15 protein-coding genes, 1 pseudogene and 1 riboswitch are annotated in these 18,250 nt (G+C 56.9%); of the genes and pseudogenes, 9 read left to right on the forward strand and 7 right to left on the reverse strand.

Annotated elements, in window-relative coordinates; translation table 11 throughout:
* Positions 1-11: 11 nt before the first annotated feature.
* The 6 genes and pseudogenes from ftsL to ilvI form a co-directional block, all read right to left on the reverse strand.
* A complete protein-coding gene (gene ftsL, locus ACX8ZY_RS16555) occupies positions 12-332 on the reverse strand; it encodes a cell division protein FtsL (protein ID WP_003854764.1) in 321 nt (106 codons plus the stop codon).
* Positions 329-1,271: pseudogene (gene rsmH / locus ACX8ZY_RS16560) on the reverse strand (16S rRNA (cytosine(1402)-N(4))-methyltransferase RsmH). Before rsmH ends, ftsL begins: the two are co-directional and overlap by 4 nt.
* Before the next feature lie 2 nt (positions 1,272-1,273).
* A complete protein-coding gene (gene mraZ, locus ACX8ZY_RS16565) occupies positions 1,274-1,732 on the reverse strand; it encodes a division/cell wall cluster transcriptional repressor MraZ (RefSeq protein ID WP_009092149.1) in 459 nt (152 codons plus the stop codon).
* A gap of 494 nt (positions 1,733-2,226) precedes the next feature.
* Positions 2,227-3,237 carry a catabolite repressor/activator gene (cra, locus tag ACX8ZY_RS16570; protein ID WP_010253851.1) on the reverse strand — a complete coding sequence of 337 codons (1,011 nt, stop codon included), beginning with the start codon at positions 3,235-3,237 and terminating at the stop codon, positions 2,227-2,229.
* Between the two features lie 196 nt (positions 3,238-3,433).
* The gene (gene ilvN / locus ACX8ZY_RS16575; protein WP_003854770.1) at positions 3,434-3,925 is read right to left on the reverse strand and encodes an acetolactate synthase small subunit; all 492 of its coding nucleotides are present in this window, start codon (positions 3,923-3,925) and stop codon (positions 3,434-3,436) included.
* A gap of 2 nt (positions 3,926-3,927) precedes the next feature.
* Positions 3,928-5,649, reverse strand: coding sequence for an acetolactate synthase 3 large subunit (gene ilvI, locus ACX8ZY_RS16580; protein ID WP_010671820.1), 1,722 nt, complete (start codon positions 5,647-5,649; stop codon positions 3,928-3,930).
* A 731-nt stretch (positions 5,650-6,380) separates the two neighbouring features.
* Between ilvI and leuL the strand changes: the two genes are divergently transcribed.
* The 5 genes from leuL (at position 6,381) to leuD (ending at position 11,230) form a co-directional block, all read left to right on the forward strand.
* A complete protein-coding gene (leuL, locus tag ACX8ZY_RS16585; protein ID WP_099257765.1) occupies positions 6,381-6,464 on the forward strand; it encodes a leu operon leader peptide in 84 nt (27 codons plus the stop codon).
* Between the two features lie 89 nt (positions 6,465-6,553).
* Positions 6,554-8,116, forward strand: coding sequence for a 2-isopropylmalate synthase (gene leuA / locus ACX8ZY_RS16590; protein ID WP_010253843.1), 1,563 nt, complete (start codon positions 6,554-6,556; stop codon positions 8,114-8,116).
* 2 nt (positions 8,117-8,118) lie between these two features.
* Entirely contained in the window at positions 8,119-9,210 is a 1,092-nt protein-coding gene (leuB, locus tag ACX8ZY_RS16595; RefSeq protein WP_022625403.1) for a 3-isopropylmalate dehydrogenase, read from the forward strand.
* Between the two features lie 4 nt (positions 9,211-9,214).
* Positions 9,215-10,621 carry a 3-isopropylmalate dehydratase large subunit gene (gene leuC / locus ACX8ZY_RS16600; RefSeq protein WP_010671818.1) on the forward strand — a complete coding sequence of 469 codons (1,407 nt, stop codon included), beginning with the start codon at positions 9,215-9,217 and terminating at the stop codon, positions 10,619-10,621.
* Between the two features lie 3 nt (positions 10,622-10,624).
* A complete protein-coding gene (gene leuD, locus ACX8ZY_RS16605) occupies positions 10,625-11,230 on the forward strand; it encodes a 3-isopropylmalate dehydratase small subunit (protein ID WP_008925570.1) in 606 nt (201 codons plus the stop codon).
* A gap of 481 nt (positions 11,231-11,711) precedes the next feature.
* On the opposite strand, the gene ACX8ZY_RS16610 is transcribed toward leuD, so the two are convergent.
* On the reverse strand, positions 11,712-12,890 hold the full coding sequence (locus ACX8ZY_RS16610; RefSeq protein WP_010253833.1) for an MFS transporter: 1,179 nt from the start codon (positions 12,888-12,890) through the stop codon (positions 11,712-11,714).
* 253 nt (positions 12,891-13,143) lie between these two features.
* On the opposite strand from ACX8ZY_RS16610, the gene sgrR reads away from it, so the two are divergent.
* The 4 genes from sgrR to thiQ all read left to right on the forward strand — a co-directional run bounded on the left by sgrR (position 13,144) and on the right by thiQ (position 18,247).
* A complete protein-coding gene (gene sgrR / locus ACX8ZY_RS16615) occupies positions 13,144-14,805 on the forward strand; it encodes an HTH-type transcriptional regulator SgrR (protein WP_045140778.1) in 1,662 nt (553 codons plus the stop codon).
* A 35-nt stretch (positions 14,806-14,840) separates the two neighbouring features.
* Positions 14,841-14,943, forward strand: a riboswitch (TPP riboswitch).
* Positions 14,944-14,989: 46 nt separating this feature from the next.
* Positions 14,990-15,976 carry a thiamine ABC transporter substrate binding subunit gene (gene thiB / locus ACX8ZY_RS16620; protein ID WP_010671816.1) on the forward strand — a complete coding sequence of 329 codons (987 nt, stop codon included), beginning with the start codon at positions 14,990-14,992 and terminating at the stop codon, positions 15,974-15,976.
* Complete coding sequence (thiP, locus tag ACX8ZY_RS16625) at positions 15,952-17,562, forward strand: thiamine/thiamine pyrophosphate ABC transporter permease ThiP (protein ID WP_163763219.1); 1,611 nt, start codon at positions 15,952-15,954, stop codon at positions 17,560-17,562. Before thiB ends, thiP begins: the two co-directional genes overlap by 25 nt.
* Positions 17,546-18,247 (forward strand): thiamine ABC transporter ATP-binding protein ThiQ, encoded by a 702-nt coding sequence (gene thiQ / locus ACX8ZY_RS16630; RefSeq protein ID WP_421665093.1) that lies wholly within the window; start codon positions 17,546-17,548, stop codon positions 18,245-18,247. The genes thiP and thiQ overlap by 17 nt, the downstream gene beginning before the upstream one ends.
* Positions 18,248-18,250: the final 3 nt, after the last annotated feature.

Below are 18,250 nucleotides of genomic sequence, written 5' to 3' on the forward strand. Positions count from 1 at the left end.
ATCTGAGGTCCTTATTTCTGCACCACGATATTTTCTTGTGAAGGATCAACGTGCTGCAGTTGCAGCTTCTCGGTGGCGATGCGTTCAACACGGCTGTGATCGCCCAGTGCATTCTCTTCCAGGATCAGGTTGCGCCACTCGATATCGAGTGCGTCACGCTCCAGCACCAGCTGTTCGCGCTGCGCGGTTAACAGTCGTGTTTTATGGGTGGTAGTCACCACCAGCACGGCAGAAACCACCACAGCGATCAGCAACAGCACCGGAATCTTGCCTTTTCGCAGCAGATCCCCGCCGATAACGGCAGGCAGACTGTGACGCTCATTACCGATCATGCGTCGGTTTTCTCCGCGATACGTAATACCGAGCTGCGCGCACGTGGGTTTTCAGAGACTTCAGCGTCACCCGGCGACATTTTGCCGAGCAACTTCAGTTCACGCCCACCCAGGGCACGCAGCTGATGTTCAGTCATGGGAATCCTGAGGCGGCACCTGCGGCCCGCGACTCTGATCGCGCATAAAGCGCTTCACCAGCCGATCTTCCAGTGAATGGAAGCTGATAACAGAGAGGCGGCCCTGCGGAGCCAGCACTTCAACAGCGCCTTTCAGGGCAATATCGATCTCTTCCAGTTCGCTGTTAATCCAGATACGAATCGCCTGGAAGCTGCGCGTAGCCGGATGCTTAAACTTATCTTTTACCGGCATGGCAATTGAGATCACCTCAGCCAGTTCCCGGGTCCGGGTCATCGGCTGTTCACGATTACGCTCGACAATGGCCCGGGCGATGCGTTTGGCGAATCGCTCTTCACCGTAGGTCTTCAGGACAAACGCGATATCCGCCTCTTCTGCGTGCAGTAACCATTCTGCGGCGGAGTGCCCGCGCGACGGGTCCATTCGCATATCCAGCGGTCCGTCACGCATAAAGGAGAAGCCACGTTCGGCGTCATCCAGCTGCGGTGATGAAACCCCCAGGTCCAGCAAAATGCCGTCAATCTTTCCGACCAGATCCCGTTCAGAGACATACTCTGCCAGCGCGGAAAAAGGGCCATGAATAATTGAAAAACGCGGGTCGGTGATCTCTGCGGCAGCGGCGATAGCTTGCGGATCACGATCGATGGCGATCAGCTTTCCCTTCTCTCCCAGCTGCGAAAGAATCAGGCGTGAATGGCCACCACGACCAAAAGTGCCGTCGACGTAAATACCGTCTTCCCTGATATTGAGGCCGTTAACCGCCTCATCCAACAGCACGGTGGTATGTTTGAAATTTTCCTGCATAGCTATAGCGACAAGTCCTGCAACCGCTCAGATAAAGGCTCCTGAGCCGACTGTTCTGCGTCAATATCGTCCCTGACTTGTTGATACCAGGTCTGTTCATCCCACAGCTCAAACTTATTGAACTGTCCAACCAGCATCACTTCTTTGGTTAATTTTGCGTGCTGCCGAAGCGTATTCGCCAGCAGCAGGCGGCCTGCATTATCCATCTGACATTCACTGGCATGCCCCAGCAGCAAACGCTGCACGCGGCGCTCAAGTGGATTCATACTGGAAAGGCGTGCCAGCTTTTTTTCAATGATTTCCCATTCGGGCAGGGTATAAAGCAACAGGCATGGCTGGTGGAGGTCGATGGTACAGACCATCTGCCCCTGAGACTCCCCAATCAGCAAATCGCGATATCGCGTAGGTACGGCGAGCCGCCCTTTGCTGTCGAGATTGACTAACGTTGCTCCGCGGAACATGCCAGTCTCTTCTCCTCATCACCCATTTACGCCACTTTATCCCACTTTTTACCACGAAACGAGTTTAAGGATCCCATGAAATCCTTGTCAAGCCGGAGCGGCAGGTGAATATCACTATTTACAGAGTGAAGAATTAATCTCTGGCGACGATATAAACGAATAAAAGGGGAAAGTAAAAATTAAGCCGATGAATACCTGAATAAAAAAAACGACCCGGGAAAAAACGACTAAAAATGAAACAATGTAAAGGGCTAAATATTAATCGTGGTTTCTGAGACAGCGGCGGCATTTTAGGGGATTTCCGAAAGGAAGCCCAGCGGCTTAAGGCCAGACGGGAAAGTAAGTTTGTTGAAGTTGTAAGCAGATAATAAAAATAACCCTTTCTGCTTTGTTAGATTTGATGAGCAGAATTTACGCTTTTTTACGTCGACCTGTTTATTTAATCAGTTAAATCGTTAAATAAAATGGGCGGGCAGCGTAATACTGCCCGTGGCTCATTTAACTTTTCGGCTTAATTGTCCGCGACGGTATAAATTACGGCGAATGCGGGTTAACCCGGGTTTTGGTTTTCTGGGTTCATCCAGCGAGGCTAAAACTAATTCCAGCACGCGCTCTGCCACGTCACGATGACGCTGACCTACCGCCAGCACCGGACACTCAAGAAAGTCCAGTAATTCGTGGTCGCCAAAGGTGGCGATGGCCAGCTCGGTCGGAAGCCGTCCGTCTCGTTTCAGCGTCACATCCATCACACCCTGCAGCAAGCCAAATGAGGTGGTAAAAAGCGCCTCCGGCATCGGGTGATCTTCAAGGTATTGTTCAAACAGTGCCGCGGCGGCTGTGCGTTCGAAGCTATTGCAGTAGATATAGTCAATCGGCCGGGGATCGTCTTTCCATGCATCGCGGAAACCCAGCTCGCGCAGGAAACTTACCGACAGCTCGGGTAACGCACCGAGGAACAGCACATTTTTGACCTCAAGCTGACGCAGTTCAGCCGCCAGCATATGAGCATCGTCCTGATCGGCACCCACTACGCTGGTGAAATGTTCACGATCCAGCGCGCGATCTAACGCAATAATCGGCAGGGGATCGTTGATCCAGCGCTGATAAAAGGGATGCTCTGGCGGTAACGAAGTAGAGACGATGATCGCATCGACCTGGCGCTGTAACAGATGCTCAATGCAGCGCATCTCGTTATCGGGCTGATCTTCAGAACAGGCGATCAGCAGCTGATAGCCGCGCTGACGGGCCTGCCGCTCAAGATAGTTCGCAATACGGGTATAACTGGTATTTTCCAGATCGGGGATCACTAACCCAATAGAGCGCGTACGCCCGGCGCGCAGCCCGGCAGCCACCGCATTAGGGTGATAATTATGCTCACGTACCACCGCCATGACTTTCTCAACGGTTTTGTCGCTGACACGATACTGCCGCGCTTTGCCATTGATCACATAACTGGCCGTGGTGCGCGACACGCCTGCCAAACGCGCAATTTCATCCAGTTTCACGATAACCCCACCATCAAATCCGCTTTTACGGCAGAAATAGCCGCAGTTAAGCTATGGATAACTCATGGCTATCATCTAACAGCAGAAAAGTGCGCGGAGCAACCGCTTTTCTGAATGTAACTCGCCTGGCGCATAAAAAATAAAAAAACCCGGCATTTCGCCGGGTTAGGTGAGGATTGATGATGACGCTGCGTGATTAACGCATGATACGATCGCCGCGTGAAACGCCGACGATACCGGAGCGTGCCACTTCAACAATTTCGGCAACGTCGCGGACGGTACTCAGGAAGGCGTCCAGTTTGTCACTGGTGCCTGCCAGCTGAACCGTGTACAGCGTCGGCGTCACGTCGATGATCTGACCGCGGAAGATCTCGGCGTTACGCTTCACCTCTTCGCGGCCATAACCGCTCGCCTGAATCTTCACCAGCATGATTTCGCGCTCAACATAGGCGCCCTGCCCCAGCTCGGTAACGCGCAGCACATCTACCAGCTTGTGCAGCTGCTTTTCAATCTGCTCCAGCACCTTCTGATCGCCCACCGTCTGAATGGTCATCCGCGACAGCGTAGGATCATCCGTTGGCGCCACGGTCAGGCTCTCAATGTTATAGCCGCGCTGCGAGAACAGGCCGACGACACGGGATAATGCGCCGGATTCGTTCTCCAGCAGAACTGATAAAATACGACGCATAATTATGTCCTCTCCGTTTTGCTCAACCACATCTCATCCATGCTGCCACCGCGAATCTGCATCGGGTAAACATGCTCGCTACCGTCAACGGTGACATCCACAAATACCAGACGTCCCTTCGCCAGGGTTTCCAGCGCCAGCGCCAGCTTCTCTTCCAGCTCAGCCGGGTGCTCAATCGCGATCCCGACGTGGCCGTAGGCTTCCGCCAGACGCACGAAGTCAGGCAGTGACTCCATATAAGACTGGGAGTGACGACCGGAGTAGATCATATCCTGCCACTGTTTCACCATACCCAGCACCCGGTTATTCAGGTTCAGCACCAGCACCGGCAGATCGTACTGCAGCGCCGTGGAAAGCTCCTGAATGTTCATCTGGATACTGCCATCGCCCGTTACGCAGATGACTGTTTCATCCGGCAGCGCCATCTTCACGCCCAGCGCAGCAGGCAGGCCAAAGCCCATGGTGCCCAGACCGCCGGAGTTGATCCAGCGACGCGGTTTGTCGAAGGGATAATAGAGCGCAGCAAACATCTGGTGCTGGCCCACGTCCGACGTCACATACGCATCGCCTTTGGTCAGACGGCTGATGGTTTCAATCACCGCCTGCGGCTTGATTTTGTCGCTGGTGCGATCAAATTCCAGGCAGTGACGACTGCGCCAGCCCTCAATCTCCTGCCACCAGTCGTGCAGGCTCTCAGCGCGCTGGCTTTCGCTTTGTGCCAGTAACTCCAGCATCTGCTGCAGCACCTGCTTCGCATCACCGACAATCGGGATATCCGCCGCCACCGTCTTAGAGATAGAGGTCGGGTCGATATCGATATGCATCACTGTGGCGTTGGGACAATACTTCGCCAGGTTGTTGGTGGTGCGGTCATCAAAGCGAACACCAATACCAAAAATCAGGTCGGTATTGTGCATCGTCATGTTGGCTTCGTACGTGCCGTGCATACCGAGCATGCCAACGCACTGACGATGAGTGCCAGGGAACGCGCCCAGGCCCATCAGCGAGGTCGTCACCGGAATATTCAGGCTTTCGGCCAGCTTTAACAGTTCCGCTTCGCAGCCGGCGGTAATGGCACCACCACCGGCGTAGATCACCGGCTTCTTCGCGGCCAGCAATGTGGTCAGCGCACGCTTAATCTGACCTTTATGGCCCTGAATAGTCGGATTGTAGGAGCGCATGCTCACCGTATCCGGCCAGTGATAAGGCAACTTGTTGGCCGGATTCAGAATATCTTTTGGCAGATCGATCACCACCGGCCCCGGACGTCCGGTGGAAGCCAGCCAGAACGCCTTTTTCAACACGGTTGGGATCTCTTCGGTACTTTTCACCAGGAAGCTGTGCTTCACTACCGGACGAGAGATGCCGACCATGTCGCACTCCTGAAAGGCGTCATAGCCAATCAGCGACGAGGGAACCTGACCCGAGAGGATCACCAGCGGAATCGAGTCCATATAGGCGGTGGCGATACCGGTAATCGCATTGGTTGCGCCGGGTCCGGAGGTGACGAGCACCACGCCGACTTCACCGGTGGCGCGCGCCAGGCCGTCAGCCATGTGCACCGCACCCTGCTCATGACGCACCAGAATGTGATCGATACCCCCGACGGTTTGCAGCGCATCATAGATATCCAACACTGCGCCACCCGGATAACCGAATACCTGCTTAACGCCCTGATCGATTAACGAACGGACGACCATTTCGGCTCCTGACAACATCTCCATCTTCTGCCTCCAGGCTTGCGGACCCGGCTCTGTTAATACGCCCGTTAGCGCGTACCACAAAGCCCTGGTGCCTGCTTTGCCAATCAAAATCTTATGTTTATGCATGACAGCGGAAACAACTGCCGCTGTCCGGTTACAGAGAAATCTGTTGAGTTTATTTTTCTGAGAGTAGGTCGATTACCATAACCGCAGTTAACCGGGCAGGCAAACCGCAAACCCACGTAAATTAAAAGGCAGGGGCGTAAAGGCTCTGCCCGATAAGAATTGGCTGCGCGGATTAAACTAATTACGCGGCAGAACCGCAGAGGAAAATGCTGATTAAGAAATTATTTTCAGCGTGATCTAAGAAATAACGAAAACTTATTACCCGGCTGCCCTGGCCCACAATCGCCTGACACTTTTCTTTTCTGGCGTAATTAACCAGTAAATCGCTGAAGCGCATTCGATTATGCTAAAGAGCAGGTGATATATCCTGTATCCTCGTGAGACACCCTCCCGATAAAGTCTTTGATTTTCAACACAATAAAATCAAACACCCGCAGAATCAGTGCTCATTCCCGGGTCGATTGCCTCCGCAGCCACTACGGCGCTGTTCATTACGCTGCCTGACCGTTAAATAACAGAATATCTTCCTCTGGCACCACTAAGAATACCCCTGCATTGAAGGTTGACATCCCTGAGTGATTCCAGTACCAATATGTACAGCACAACATTTTATAAGGTTTGAATCCATGTTTCGTTCTGTTCGCCTTCTCGGTCTACTACTAAACGCACTCAGCTTGCGCGGTAGACTTGTGGGCGGAATCAAACACTGATTCAAACCTGCTGAAAGTTAAAAACCCGCGCCTGTCGCGGGTTTTTTTATGCTCGTTGCCAGGCCAGAAAAAGCATAAGGATGATTACGATGAGCCAGCAAGTCATTATTTTCGATACCACTCTGCGCGACGGTGAGCAGGCATTACAGGCCAGCCTGAGTGTGAAAGAAAAATTGCAGATTGCTTTAGCGCTGGAGCGCATGGGCGTGGATGTGATGGAAGTCGGTTTCCCGGTCTCCTCACCGGGCGACTTTGAGTCTGTGCAGACCATTGCGCGCACCATTAAAAACAGTCGGGTTTGCGGTCTGGCACGCTGTGTGGAAAAAGATATTGATGCGGCGTACGAATCACTGCGTGTTGCCGAAGCCTTCCGTATTCATACCTTTATCGCCACCTCGCCGATGCACATCGCCACCAAACTGCGCAGCACGCTGCCGGAAGTGATTGAGCGTGCGGTGCATATGGTGAAACGTGCGCGTAATTATACCAGCGACGTTGAGTTCTCCTGCGAAGATGGCGGCCGTACCCCGATTGATGACCTGTGCCGGATGGTAGAAGCCACGATTAACGCCGGTGCCACCACCATCAACATCCCGGACACCGTTGGCTACACCCTGCCAGGCGAGTATGCCCACATCATCGGCGAACTGATGAATCGCGTTCCTAACATCGACAAAGCAATTATCTCTGTTCACACCCACGATGACCTGGGTATGGCAACCGGCAACGCCCTGGCTGCCGTACAGGCGGGCGCGCGTCAGGTTGAAGGAACGATGAATGGCCTGGGTGAACGTGCCGGTAACTGTGCGCTGGAAGAGGTGATCATGGCGATTAAAACCCGCCAGCAGATCATGAACGTGCATACCAATATCAATCATCAGGAAATCTACCGTACCAGCCAGATGGTCAGCCAGATCTGCAACATGCCGATCCCGGCGAACAAGGCAGTGGTCGGCTCTAACGCCTTCGCTCACTCCTCGGGTATCCATCAGGATGGCGTGCTGAAGAACCGCGAGAACTATGAAATCCTGACGCCGGAATCGATCGGCTTACACAAAATCCAGCTGAACCTGACCTCACGTTCTGGCCGCGCGGCGGTAAAACATCGTATGGAAGAGATGGGCTATGCCGAGCAGGATTACAATCTGGATACGCTGTATGACGCCTTCCTGAAACTGGCCGATAAAAAAGGGCAGGTTTTCGATTACGACCTGGAAGCGCTGGCCTTCATCAACAAGCAGAATGAAGAGCCGGAACATTTCCAGCTGCACGAATTTAACGTCCAGACCGGTTCCAGCATCACCGCCACCGCCTCTGTCAATCTGGGCTGCGGCGATGTCGCTAAATCGGATGCAGCCACCGGTAATGGCCCGGTTGACGCGGTCTACCAGGCGATTAACCGTATCACCCAGTTCGACGCTGAGCTGGTTAACTACAAGCTGACCGCGAAAGGCCACGGCGAGAATGCGCTGGGTCAGGTCGATATCGTCGTGAGCTACAACGGCCGCAAGTTCCACGGCATTGGTCTGGCGACCGATATTGTGGAGTCCTCCGCCAAAGCGATGGTCAACGCTCTGAACAATATCTGGCGTGCCCGTCAGGTTGAACAAGAATTGCAGCGCAAATTTAAAGATCAGAAGGAAACCGTATAACCATGTCCAGCTCATCTCATATCGCAGTTTTACCCGGTGATGGTATCGGCCCGGAAGTGATGGCGCAGGCTATGAAAGTGCTGGATGCCATTCGTCAGCGCTTTGATATGCAGATCACCACCCAGGAGTATGCGGTCGGCGGCATTGCTATCGATCAGCATGGCGAACCCCTGCCACCCGCAACGGTTGCAGGCTGCGAGCAGGCCGACGCGATCCTGTTTGGTTCCGTTGGCGGCCCGAAGTGGGAGCACTTACCGCCGGCATCGCAGCCGGAGCGCGGTGCGCTGCTGCCGCTGCGCAAACATTTTAAGCTGTTCAGTAACCTGCGTCCGGCTGCACTCTACAGCGGACTGGAGGCGTTTTGCCCGCTGCGCGCCGACATTGCTGCCAAAGGCTTCGACATTCTGTGCGTGCGTGAACTGACCGGCGGCATCTACTTTGGTCAGCCGAAAGGACGTGAAGGCAGCGGCCCGGAAGAGCGTGCATTTGATACCGAGGTTTATCACCGTTTCGAAATTGAGCGCATCGCCCGCATCGCGTTTGAATCGGCGCGCAAACGCCGTAACAAAGTCACCTCGGTTGATAAAGCCAACGTGCTGCAGACCTCGGTGATGTGGCGTGAAATCGTCAACGAAGTGGCCAAAGAGTACCCGGACGTGCAGCTGAGCCACATCTATATCGACAACGCCACTATGCAGTTGATCAAAGACCCGTCGCAGTTTGACGTGCTGCTCTGCTCCAACCTGTTCGGCGATATTCTCTCTGATGAGTGCGCCATGATCACCGGCTCGATGGGGATGCTGCCTTCCGCCAGCCTGAATGAAGCGGGCTTTGGCCTGTTCGAACCCGCGGGTGGCTCGGCGCCGGATATCGCCGGTCAGAATATTGCCAACCCGGTCGCCCAGATCCTGTCGCTGTCGCTGCTGCTGCGTTACAGCCTGAATGCCGATGAGGCTGCCGACAGTATCGAACGCGCCATCAGCCGTGCGCTGGAACAGGGCTACCGCACCAAAGATTTAGCCGGTGATGGCCCAGCGGTCAGCACAGATGAGATGGGCAGCATCATTGCCCGCTTTATCGCCGAGGAAAAATAAAAAAATGAAAACTTTATACCAGAAGTTATTTGATGCACATGTCGTCCACGAAACGCCAGAAGAAACACCGTTACTCTACATTGATCGCCATCTGATCCATGAGGTGACCTCGCCCCAGGCCTTTGATGGTCTGCGCGCCCACGGACGTAAAGTCCGTCAGCCGGGCAAAACTTTTGCCACCATGGATCACAACGTCTCAACCCAGACCAAAGATATCAATGCGTCGGGCGAGATGGCGCGTATTCAGATGCAGGAGCTGATGAAGAACTGCGCTGAGTTTGGCGTACAGCTGTATGACCTGAATCATCCGTTCCAGGGCATCGTCCACGTTATCGGTCCTGAGCAGGGCATGACGCTGCCGGGCATGACGATTGTGTGCGGCGACTCGCACACCGCCACGCACGGTGCGTTTGGCTCGCTGGCCTTTGGTATCGGCACCTCTGAAGTTGAACATGTGTTTGCTACCCAGACCCTGAAACAGGGTCGGGCAAAAACCATGAAGATTGAAGTACTGGGCCAGGCGTCAACCGGCATTACGGCTAAAGATATCGTGCTGGCGATCATCGGCAAAACCGGCAGCGCAGGCGGAACCGGCTATGTGGTCGAATTCTGCGGTCCGGCGATTCAGGCGCTGAGCATGGAAGGTCGTATGACCCTGTGCAACATGGCGATTGAGATGGGTGCGAAAGCGGGCCTGGTGGCACCGGATGAGACCACCTTCAACTATCTGAAAGGTCGTCAGTTCTCGCCGCAGGGTGAGAAATGGGAGCAGGCCGTTGATTACTGGCGCACCCTGAAGTCTGACGAAGGCGCGAAATATGATGCGGTGGTAACGCTGCATGCTGAAGAGATTGCACCGCAGGTCACCTGGGGCACCAATCCGGGTCAGGTCATTGCCGTTGATCAGGTGATCCCGAATCCGGCCTCGTTCGCCGATCCGGTTGAGCGCGCCTCAGCCGAAAAAGCCCTGGCCTACATGAACCTGCAGCCAGGCATCAAACTGACCGATGTGGCGATTGATAAAGTGTTTATCGGCTCCTGCACCAACTCACGTATTGAAGATCTGCGTGCCGCCGCCGCCATCGCCAAAGGCCGCAAAGTCGCGCCTGGCGTGGTCGCCATGGTGGTGCCGGGTTCCGGCCCGGTGAAAGCGCAGGCCGAAGCTGAAGGTCTGGACAAAATCTTCCTGGAAGCGGGCTTTGAATGGCGTCTGCCAGGCTGCTCAATGTGTCTGGCGATGAACAATGACCGCCTGAATCCGGGCGAGCGTTGCGCGTCAACCAGCAACCGTAACTTTGAAGGCCGTCAGGGCCGTGGTGGACGTACCCATCTGGTCAGCCCGGCGATGGCCGCGGCGGCTGCCGTAACCGGCCACTTTGCCGACATCCGTGAACTGACGACAGGAGCTTAAGTCATGGCGAATAAATTTACTCAGCACACTGGCATTGTTGCGCCGCTGGATGCCGCGAACGTCGATACGGACGCGATCATTCCCAAGCAGTTTTTGCAGAAGGTCACCCGCACCGGTTTTGGACAGCATCTGTTCCACGACTGGCGCTTTGAAGATGACGCGGGCACCGTGCCAACGCCCGGCTTTGTGCTGAACAAGCCTGAGTTCAAAGGCACCAGCATCCTGCTGGCGCGTGAAAATTTTGGCTGCGGCTCTTCACGTGAACATGCGCCCTGGGCGCTGACCGATTTTGGTTTTCACGTGGTGATTGCGCCGAGCTTCGCGGATATCTTTTATGGCAACAGCTTCAACAACCAGCTGCTGCCGGTGAAGTTAAGCGAAGAGGAAGTGGATGAGCTGTTCAGACTGGTTGCGGCCCAGCCCGGCATCAGCTTTACGGTAGACCTGGAGGCGCAGACGGTCACCGCTGGCGATAAAGTCTATTCGTTCGAGCTCGACAGCTTCCGCCGCCACTGCATGATTAACGGCCTGGACAGCATCGGTCTGACGCTGCAGCACGAAGCCTCCATTTCGCAGTATGAGCAGAATCAGCCCGCCTTCCTGCGCTGATTGAGTTAAAGCAGGGCGACATCGGGTCGTAATGCTGATCAGTTAAGATTACATTTGTAAAGGCTGTCACGGTCAAACGTGGCAGCTTTTTTTCCGGGCGAGCGAGCCGCAGTGCGGGCCAGCGCACCTCTTGCTGCTGCCGGGCCGTCCTCGCGCCGCTCACGCGGTACCTTCGGCTTTGAGCCTCCACTCTCGTGCCCTTCTTAACAATACACACTGAAGTTTCAGAGCAGGCCGGGGCCGGGCAGGGGCAGGCAATCCGCAGCGCTGAACAGAATGAGTCTGCCAGGAGAGCCCGCAGGACGCGGGCGAAAGGCGGGGCGGCACAGGATGTGCCATCCCCGGCGGTCCGTCAGGCAGAAGAATGAAGTGAAGGAACCGCGCAGCGGCGCGAGGACCGCCAGCCCCTGAGCGGCACCAGACTGCGTTATCACCTGTCGCTTAACTGACTGGCATTACGACATCGGGTCGCCCTTCTTCTTTATACGTCGCGCACCCGTGCCGACATCACCAGCGCCACAATAGCCAGCCCGAATGCCAGCCAGTAAACTGCCTCATGTCCCAGTCGCTCACTGAGCGTGCCCTGAATAACGCCAGCCAGAATCATGCCGGTCGAGATCGAGTTGGTGAACATGGTGGTCGCCGCACCAGGCCGTCCTGGCATCAGATCCTGAAACCACAGCATCCCTATGCCAGCAATAATCCCGACAAACACCGCGTTAAACAGCTGCAACACCATCAGCGACGTGCGGGAATTGAACAGCACCAGCCCCAGATAAAACAGTACGCCAGCCGCCACCGCGATCAGCATTAACCGGCGCTTGCCGATACGCCGCGCGTAATGTCCAGCCAGCAGCATCACCGGGATCTCCAGCCCCGCAGCCGTTCCCATCAGCAGACCGGCCAGCTTCTCAGGCAGCCCCAGCGTGGTGCTGATATAGAGCGGCATATCGATGATATACATCGTGTTGCAGGTCCACATCGCGACTGAGGCCAGGAACAGTAAACGCACATCCCGATCGCGCCAGCCACTTAGCGGCAGCCCGCCGCTTTGCATCAGGGGCTGCGAACGTGGCACCGACGGCACGGTGAACCAGACCAGCAAGATACAGATCAGAAACAGTGCGGCGGCCACCATAAATAGCGTCACAAAGCCGTAGTTCAGCGCCAGCGCGAAGGAGAGCGGCGGCCCAATCACCCACGCCAGCGACAGCTGTGCACGCATCACCGAACTGAACATCACCGCTTCACGCGCCGACTGATCGGCATATTCCCGCGCCAGCGCAAACAGCTGAGGCATCGAGACGCTGGCCAGCGCCGACAGCAGCACGCCCAGCGTCAGCAAGGTCAGATAGTGGCGGGTAAAGGCAAACAGCAGCGCATTGACCAGCGCCATCAGGCAGCAGAAGAGAATGATATGACGACGATCGCCGACGCTGTCAGAGCGCTTTGCCACCAGCATGCTCACCACGATACCGGCCACCGCATTGATGGTGAAAAACAGTCCGACCCAGAAGGGCCGCGCCTGCACCTCGCGCGTCAGAAACAGGCTGAGCGTCGGCGCCTGCAGTGCGCCCGCGATGCCCAGCATGAACGAGGCGACCATAAAAGCGAGGTAAACCGGATTGATGCGGCGCTGCCGCGTTAACAGCGATTTCATACCGAAATCCCTTACAGAACAAACAGAGGGGAAAAAGAAGGGTAGACGATACCGCGCAACATGAAAAAAGCCAGCAGAGATCATCTGCTGGCGGTGTAAATGCACCCTACTCAGAAAAGCACTCCGCTGAACAGCGAAGTCAGGGTCGAACGCCATTCAGTGCTGAATGCCTCCCGCTCTTCCCATAACGCAAAGTTTGCTCTTAAAATAGGGCAAGAAAAACAGAGCGCTTTTCACCGGGAGTTCCTCTTTTATGTCCTCATCACGTCTGAAGCAGCAGTTCATTCGCCTGTGGCAGAGCTGTCAGGGGCAAACGCAGGAGATTACCCTTAGCGAACTGGCTGACCTGCTGCACTGCTCGCGCCGCCATATGCGCAATCTGCTCAACCGGATGCAGGCCGCGGGCTGGCTGATCTGGCAGGCGGAAGCCGGACGCGGCAAGCGTTCACAGCTTACCTTCTGCTATACCGGACTGGCCCTGCAGCAGCAACGTGCCGAGGATTTGCTGGAGCAGGATCGCATCGATCAGCTGGTCCAGCTGGTGGGCGATAAAAATCAGGTACGGCAGATGATCGCCGCGCATCTGGGCCGCAGTTTCCGTCAGGGCAAGCATATCCTGCGGGTGCTCTACTATCGTCCGCTGCTCAATCTGCTGCCCGGTTCGCCGCTGCGGCGCTCCGAAACCCACATTGCGCGACAGATTTTCAACGGCCTGACGCGGATAAATGAGGAAAACGGGGAAATCGAGCCCGATATTGCGCACCACTGGCAGCAGACTTCCCCGCTTCACTGGCGCTTTTTTCTGCGTCCGGCGATTCGCTTTCATCACGGCAGAGAACTGGAAATGGAGGATGTGCTGGCCACGCTTGAGCGTCAGCGCCCTCATCCGCTCTTTTCCCATATCGAGCAGATCGACTCGCCCGCGCCCTGGACGCTGGATATCCGCTTAAGCCAGCCCGACGAGGGATTACCCTGGCTGCTGGGCAGCGTCAGTGCGATGATCCTGCCGCGCGAATGGCCGACGCTGCACGATTTTGCCCGCCAGCCGGTTGGCACCGGTCCTTACCGGGTGATCCGCAATCAGGAGAGTCAGCTGAAGATCGAAGCGTTTGATGACTATTTTGGTTTTCGCGCCCTGATTGATGATGTCTCTATCTGGGTACTGCCCGACATCAGCGATGAGCTGGTCTATGCCGGTGTCCGTCTGCAGGGCGATGGAGCCGATGAGGTTCAGGAGGAGAGCCGCCTTGAAGAGGGCTGCTACTATCTGCTGTTCGACCAGCGTTCAGAACAGGGACGCAACGAGGCGGTCCGGCGCTGGGTCAGCTACCTGTTTAATCCTATCGCCCTGCTCAATCACGCCGGTGTCGGCTACCAGCGCTACTGGTTTCCGGCATATGGCCTGCTGCCGCGCTGGCATCATCGGCGCGACCTGACGCCAGTGGAAAAACCGCCCGGCTTAACCCACCTGACGCTGACCTGGTACAGCCAGCACGTGGAGCATGAAGGCATCGCTAACGCGCTGCGTCCGCTGCTGGCAGAGCATGGCGTCACGCTGGAGACCCGCGAGATCAGCTACGAAAGCTGGTATCAGGGCGAAGCGGAAAGTGATATCTGGCTTGGCAGCGTAAACTTTACCCTGCCGCTGACTTACTCTCTGTTTGCGCAGCTTTATGAGATCCCGTTGCTGCATCACTGTCTGCCGATCGACTGGCACAGCGATGCGGCCCGCTGGCGCGAGAAAACGCTGCCGCTGGCCGAATGGAGTAAACAGTTAGTCGAAGAAGCGGGTCTTCATCCGCTGTTTCACCACTGGCTGCTGCTTGAAGGTCAGCGCAGCATGCGCGGCGTTCGGATGAATACGCTGGGCTGGTTTGATTTTAAATCCGCCTGGTTCGCGCCACCCGCGCTGTGAGGCTTTCGCCCCGGCGCTGAAATGACTAGAATGTGACGTTCTCAACGGGGTGCCGCCTGCCACCAGCAAGCAGCTGAGAGATACCCGTCGAACCTGATTCGGTTAATACCGACGTAGGGATTTGGGAGGCCTCTGTGCTCAGATCCTTTGCGACTCATCCCCTATTCTCCTGAAGGAGCGCAAAGTGTTAAACAAAGTTCTGCCGGTGCTGCTGTTACTCTCCGCCCCCGTTCTGGCGGCTAAGCCGGTTCTCACGGTCTACACCTACGACTCCTTCTCCGCTGACTGGGGCCCTGGCCCGGCGGTTAAAAAAGCCTTCGAGGCGCAGTGCAACTGCGAGCTGAAATTCGTCACGCTGGAAGATGGCGTGTCGCTGCTGAACCGCGTGCGCATGGAAGGAAAAAACAGCAAAGCCGATCTGGTACTGGGGCTGGATAACAATCTGGTACAGGCGGCGCAAAAAACCGGTCTGTTTGCCGAAAGTCAGGTCGATGCCTCGACATTAAAACTGCCCGGCGGCTGGCACAACACCACCTTCGTGCCGTTTGATTATGGCTACTTCGCGTTTGTCTATGACAAAACCCGGCTGAAGAATCCGCCAAAAAGCCTGAAAGAGCTGGTCGACAGCCCGGAAAAGTGGCGGGTGATCTACGAAGATCCCCGTACCAGCACCCCCGGCTTAGGTCTGCTGTTGTGGATGCAGAAAGTCTATGGCGATCAGGCACCGCAGGCGTGGCAAAAGCTGGCGCAGAAAACCGTGACGGTGACCAAAGGCTGGAGTGAAGCCTATGGCCTGTTCCTCAAGGGCGAAGGCGATCTGGTGCTGAGCTACACCACCTCACCGGCTTACCACATCATCGAAGAGAAAAAAGAGAACTATGCCGCCGCGCCGTTTGCAGAGGGCCACTATCTGCAGGTTGAAGTTGCCGCGCAGTTAGCCAGCAGCAAACAGCCGGCGCTGGCACAGCAATTCATGAAGTTTATGGTGTCACCCGACTTCCAGCGCACTATCCCGACCGGTAACTGGATGTACCCGGTAATCGACACGCCGCTGCCTGCCGGTTTTAGCGCGCTCACTGTGCCCGCCACCGCCCTGCAGTTCTCGCCGGAAGAGGTTGCCAGCCAGCGTTCAGGCTGGATCAGCCAGTGGCAACGCGCCGTCAGCCGCTGATGCCGCGCTGGCTTATCCCCGGTTCGCTCGCCACGCTGCTGTTAATCAGCGTGGCGCTGCTGGCCTTCGGTGCACTCTGGAGCGCCGCGCCAGAGAATGACTGGCGCAGCGTGCTGCAGGATGATTACCTGCATCACGTTATCGCCTTCTCTTTTGGTCAGGCGCTGCTCTCCGCGCTGTTGTCGCTGCTGCCAGCGGTGCCGCTGGCGCGCGCGCTCTATCGACGCCGTTTCCCTGGCCGTCAGCTGCTGCTGCGTCTGTGCGCCATGACCCTGGTGCTGCCGGTGCTGGTGGCGGTATTTGGTCTGCTCACCGTCTATGGTCGTGTCGGCTGGCTGGCGCAGCTGTGCCAGCTGGCAGGGATTGATTACCACTTCTCTCCCTACGGTCTGTCGGGCATTTTGCTGGCGCACGTCTTCTTTAACCTGCCGCTGGCGACCCGCCTGATGCTGCAGGCGCTGGAGAGCATTCCGGCGGAACAGCGTCAGCTGGCGGCACAGCTCGACCTGCGCGGCTGGCACCATTTTCGTCTGCTGGAGTGGCCATGGCTGCGGCGTCAGCTGCTGCCGACCGGCGCGCTGATCTTCATGCTCTGTTTCGCCAGCTTTGCTACCGTGCTCTCACTGGGCGGCGGCCCGCAGGCGACGACCATCGAGCTGGCGATTTTCCAGGCGCTGAGTTATGACTACGATCCGGGACGCGCTGCACTTCTGGCGCTGATCCAGCTTGGCTGCTGCATGACGCTGGTGCTGCTCAGCCAGCGCTTCAGCAAGGCCATTCCCGCCGGAACCAGCCAGCTGAACGGCTGGCGCGATCCGCAGGATTCGCGCGGGGCGCAGCTGGTTGATGCGCTGCTGATCCTGCTGGCGCTGATCCTGCTGCTGCCCCCGCTGGCGGCGGTCATCATCGATGGTCTGCACGGCGGACTGCGCGGCGCGCTGGCGCAGCCTGCTCTCTGGCAGGCGACGTTTACCTCATTGCGCATCGCCACCGGCGCCGGTCTGCTCTGTGTGGTGCTGACCATGATGCTGCTGTGGAGCAGTCGCGAGCTGCGCCTGCGTCAGCGCCCGGCGGCGGCAACCCTTATCGACACCAGCGGCATGCTGATTCTGGCGATGCCAGGCATCGTGCTCGCCACCGGCTTTTTCCTGCTGTTTAACGCCACCATTGGTCTGCCGGCGTCGGCGGACGGGCTGGTGATCTTCACCAATGCGCTGATCGCCATTCCCTATGCGCTGAAAGTGCTGGAGAACCCGATGCGTGACGTCGCGGAGCGTTACGGCAGACTCTGTGATTCGCTGGATATCCACGGCTGGAACCGGCTGCGGCTGATTGAACTGCGGGCGCTGAAACGTCCGCTGGCCCAGGCGCTGGCCTTTGCCTGCGTGCTGTCGATCGGTGATTTTGGCGTGGTGGCGCTGTTTGGTACTGCCGATTTCCGCACCCTGCCGTTCTACCTCTATCAACAGATCGGTGCCTATCGCGGTGCTGACGGTGCAGTGACCGCGCTGCTGCTGCTACTGCTCTGTTTGTTGCTGTTCACCCTGATGGAAAAATTACCAGGCCGCCATGCTGACACTGAATAACCTCACGTACCTTTATCAGCATCTGCCGATGCGCTTTAGTCTCAACGCCACCCGCGGCGAGCGCATCGCGATCCTCGGCCCCAGCGGGGCCGGTAAAAGCACCCTGCTGAGCCTGATTGCCGGTTTCCTGCCGGTAACACAGGGCACCCTGATGATTGACGGCCAGGAGCACACCCACAGCGTGCCGGCCAGACGGCCGGTTTCGATGCTGTTTCAGGAGAACAACCTGTTTCCGCACCTCAGCGTGCAGCAGAACATGGCGCTGGGATTGCACCCCGGACTGAAGCTGAGCGCCGGGCAGCGCCAGCAGCTTGCTGCGCTGGCCGATCAGGTGGGATTAGGCGATCTGCTGACGCGCCTGCCGGGCGAGCTGTCAGGCGGACAGCGACAGCGCGTGGCGCTGGCACGCTGTCTGCTGCGTGACCGTCCGGTGCTGCTGCTGGATGAGCCTTTTTCTGCGCTGGATCCCGCGCTGCGCGGAGAGATGCTGCAACTGGTGCGTTCGGTGTGTGAAGCGCGCAGCATCACGCTGCTGATGGTGTCGCACAGTCTGGAAGATGCCCAGCAGATTGCGCCGCGCAGCGTGGTGATTGTGGATGGCCGGGTTTACTGGGATGGCGAGACCCGACAGTTACTGTCGGGCGACACGCGGGAGGCCGACGTGCTCGGCATCCCGCGTCGTTAAGCG

The sequence above is a fragment of the Pantoea sp. XAF26B01_ASV70 genome (assembly GCF_054512635.1).

Coding starts and splice junctions, on each gene's coding strand:
- leuD (WP_008925570.1), top strand. CDS start 10,625: ATGGCGAATAAATTTACTCAGCACACTGGCATTGTTGCGCCGCTGGAT.
- ACX8ZY_RS16610 (WP_010253833.1), bottom strand. CDS start 12,890: ATGAAATCGCTGTTAACGCGGCAGCGCCGCATCAATCCGGTTTACCTC.
- ilvI (WP_010671820.1), bottom strand. CDS start 5,649: ATGGAGATGTTGTCAGGAGCCGAAATGGTCGTCCGTTCGTTAATCGAT.
- sgrR (WP_045140778.1), top strand. CDS start 13,144: ATGTCCTCATCACGTCTGAAGCAGCAGTTCATTCGCCTGTGGCAGAGC.
- ftsL (WP_003854764.1), bottom strand. CDS start 332: ATGATCGGTAATGAGCGTCACAGTCTGCCTGCCGTTATCGGCGGGGAT.
- ilvN (WP_003854770.1), bottom strand. CDS start 3,925: ATGCGTCGTATTTTATCAGTTCTGCTGGAGAACGAATCCGGCGCATTA.
- thiQ (WP_421665093.1), top strand. CDS start 17,546: ATGCTGACACTGAATAACCTCACGTACCTTTATCAGCATCTGCCGATG.
- leuC (WP_010671818.1), top strand. CDS start 9,215: ATGAAAACTTTATACCAGAAGTTATTTGATGCACATGTCGTCCACGAA.
- leuB (WP_022625403.1), top strand. CDS start 8,119: ATGTCCAGCTCATCTCATATCGCAGTTTTACCCGGTGATGGTATCGGC.
- leuA (WP_010253843.1), top strand. CDS start 6,554: ATGAGCCAGCAAGTCATTATTTTCGATACCACTCTGCGCGACGGTGAG.
- leuL (WP_099257765.1), top strand. CDS start 6,381: ATGTTTCGTTCTGTTCGCCTTCTCGGTCTACTACTAAACGCACTCAGC.
- mraZ (WP_009092149.1), bottom strand. CDS start 1,732: ATGTTCCGCGGAGCAACGTTAGTCAATCTCGACAGCAAAGGGCGGCTC.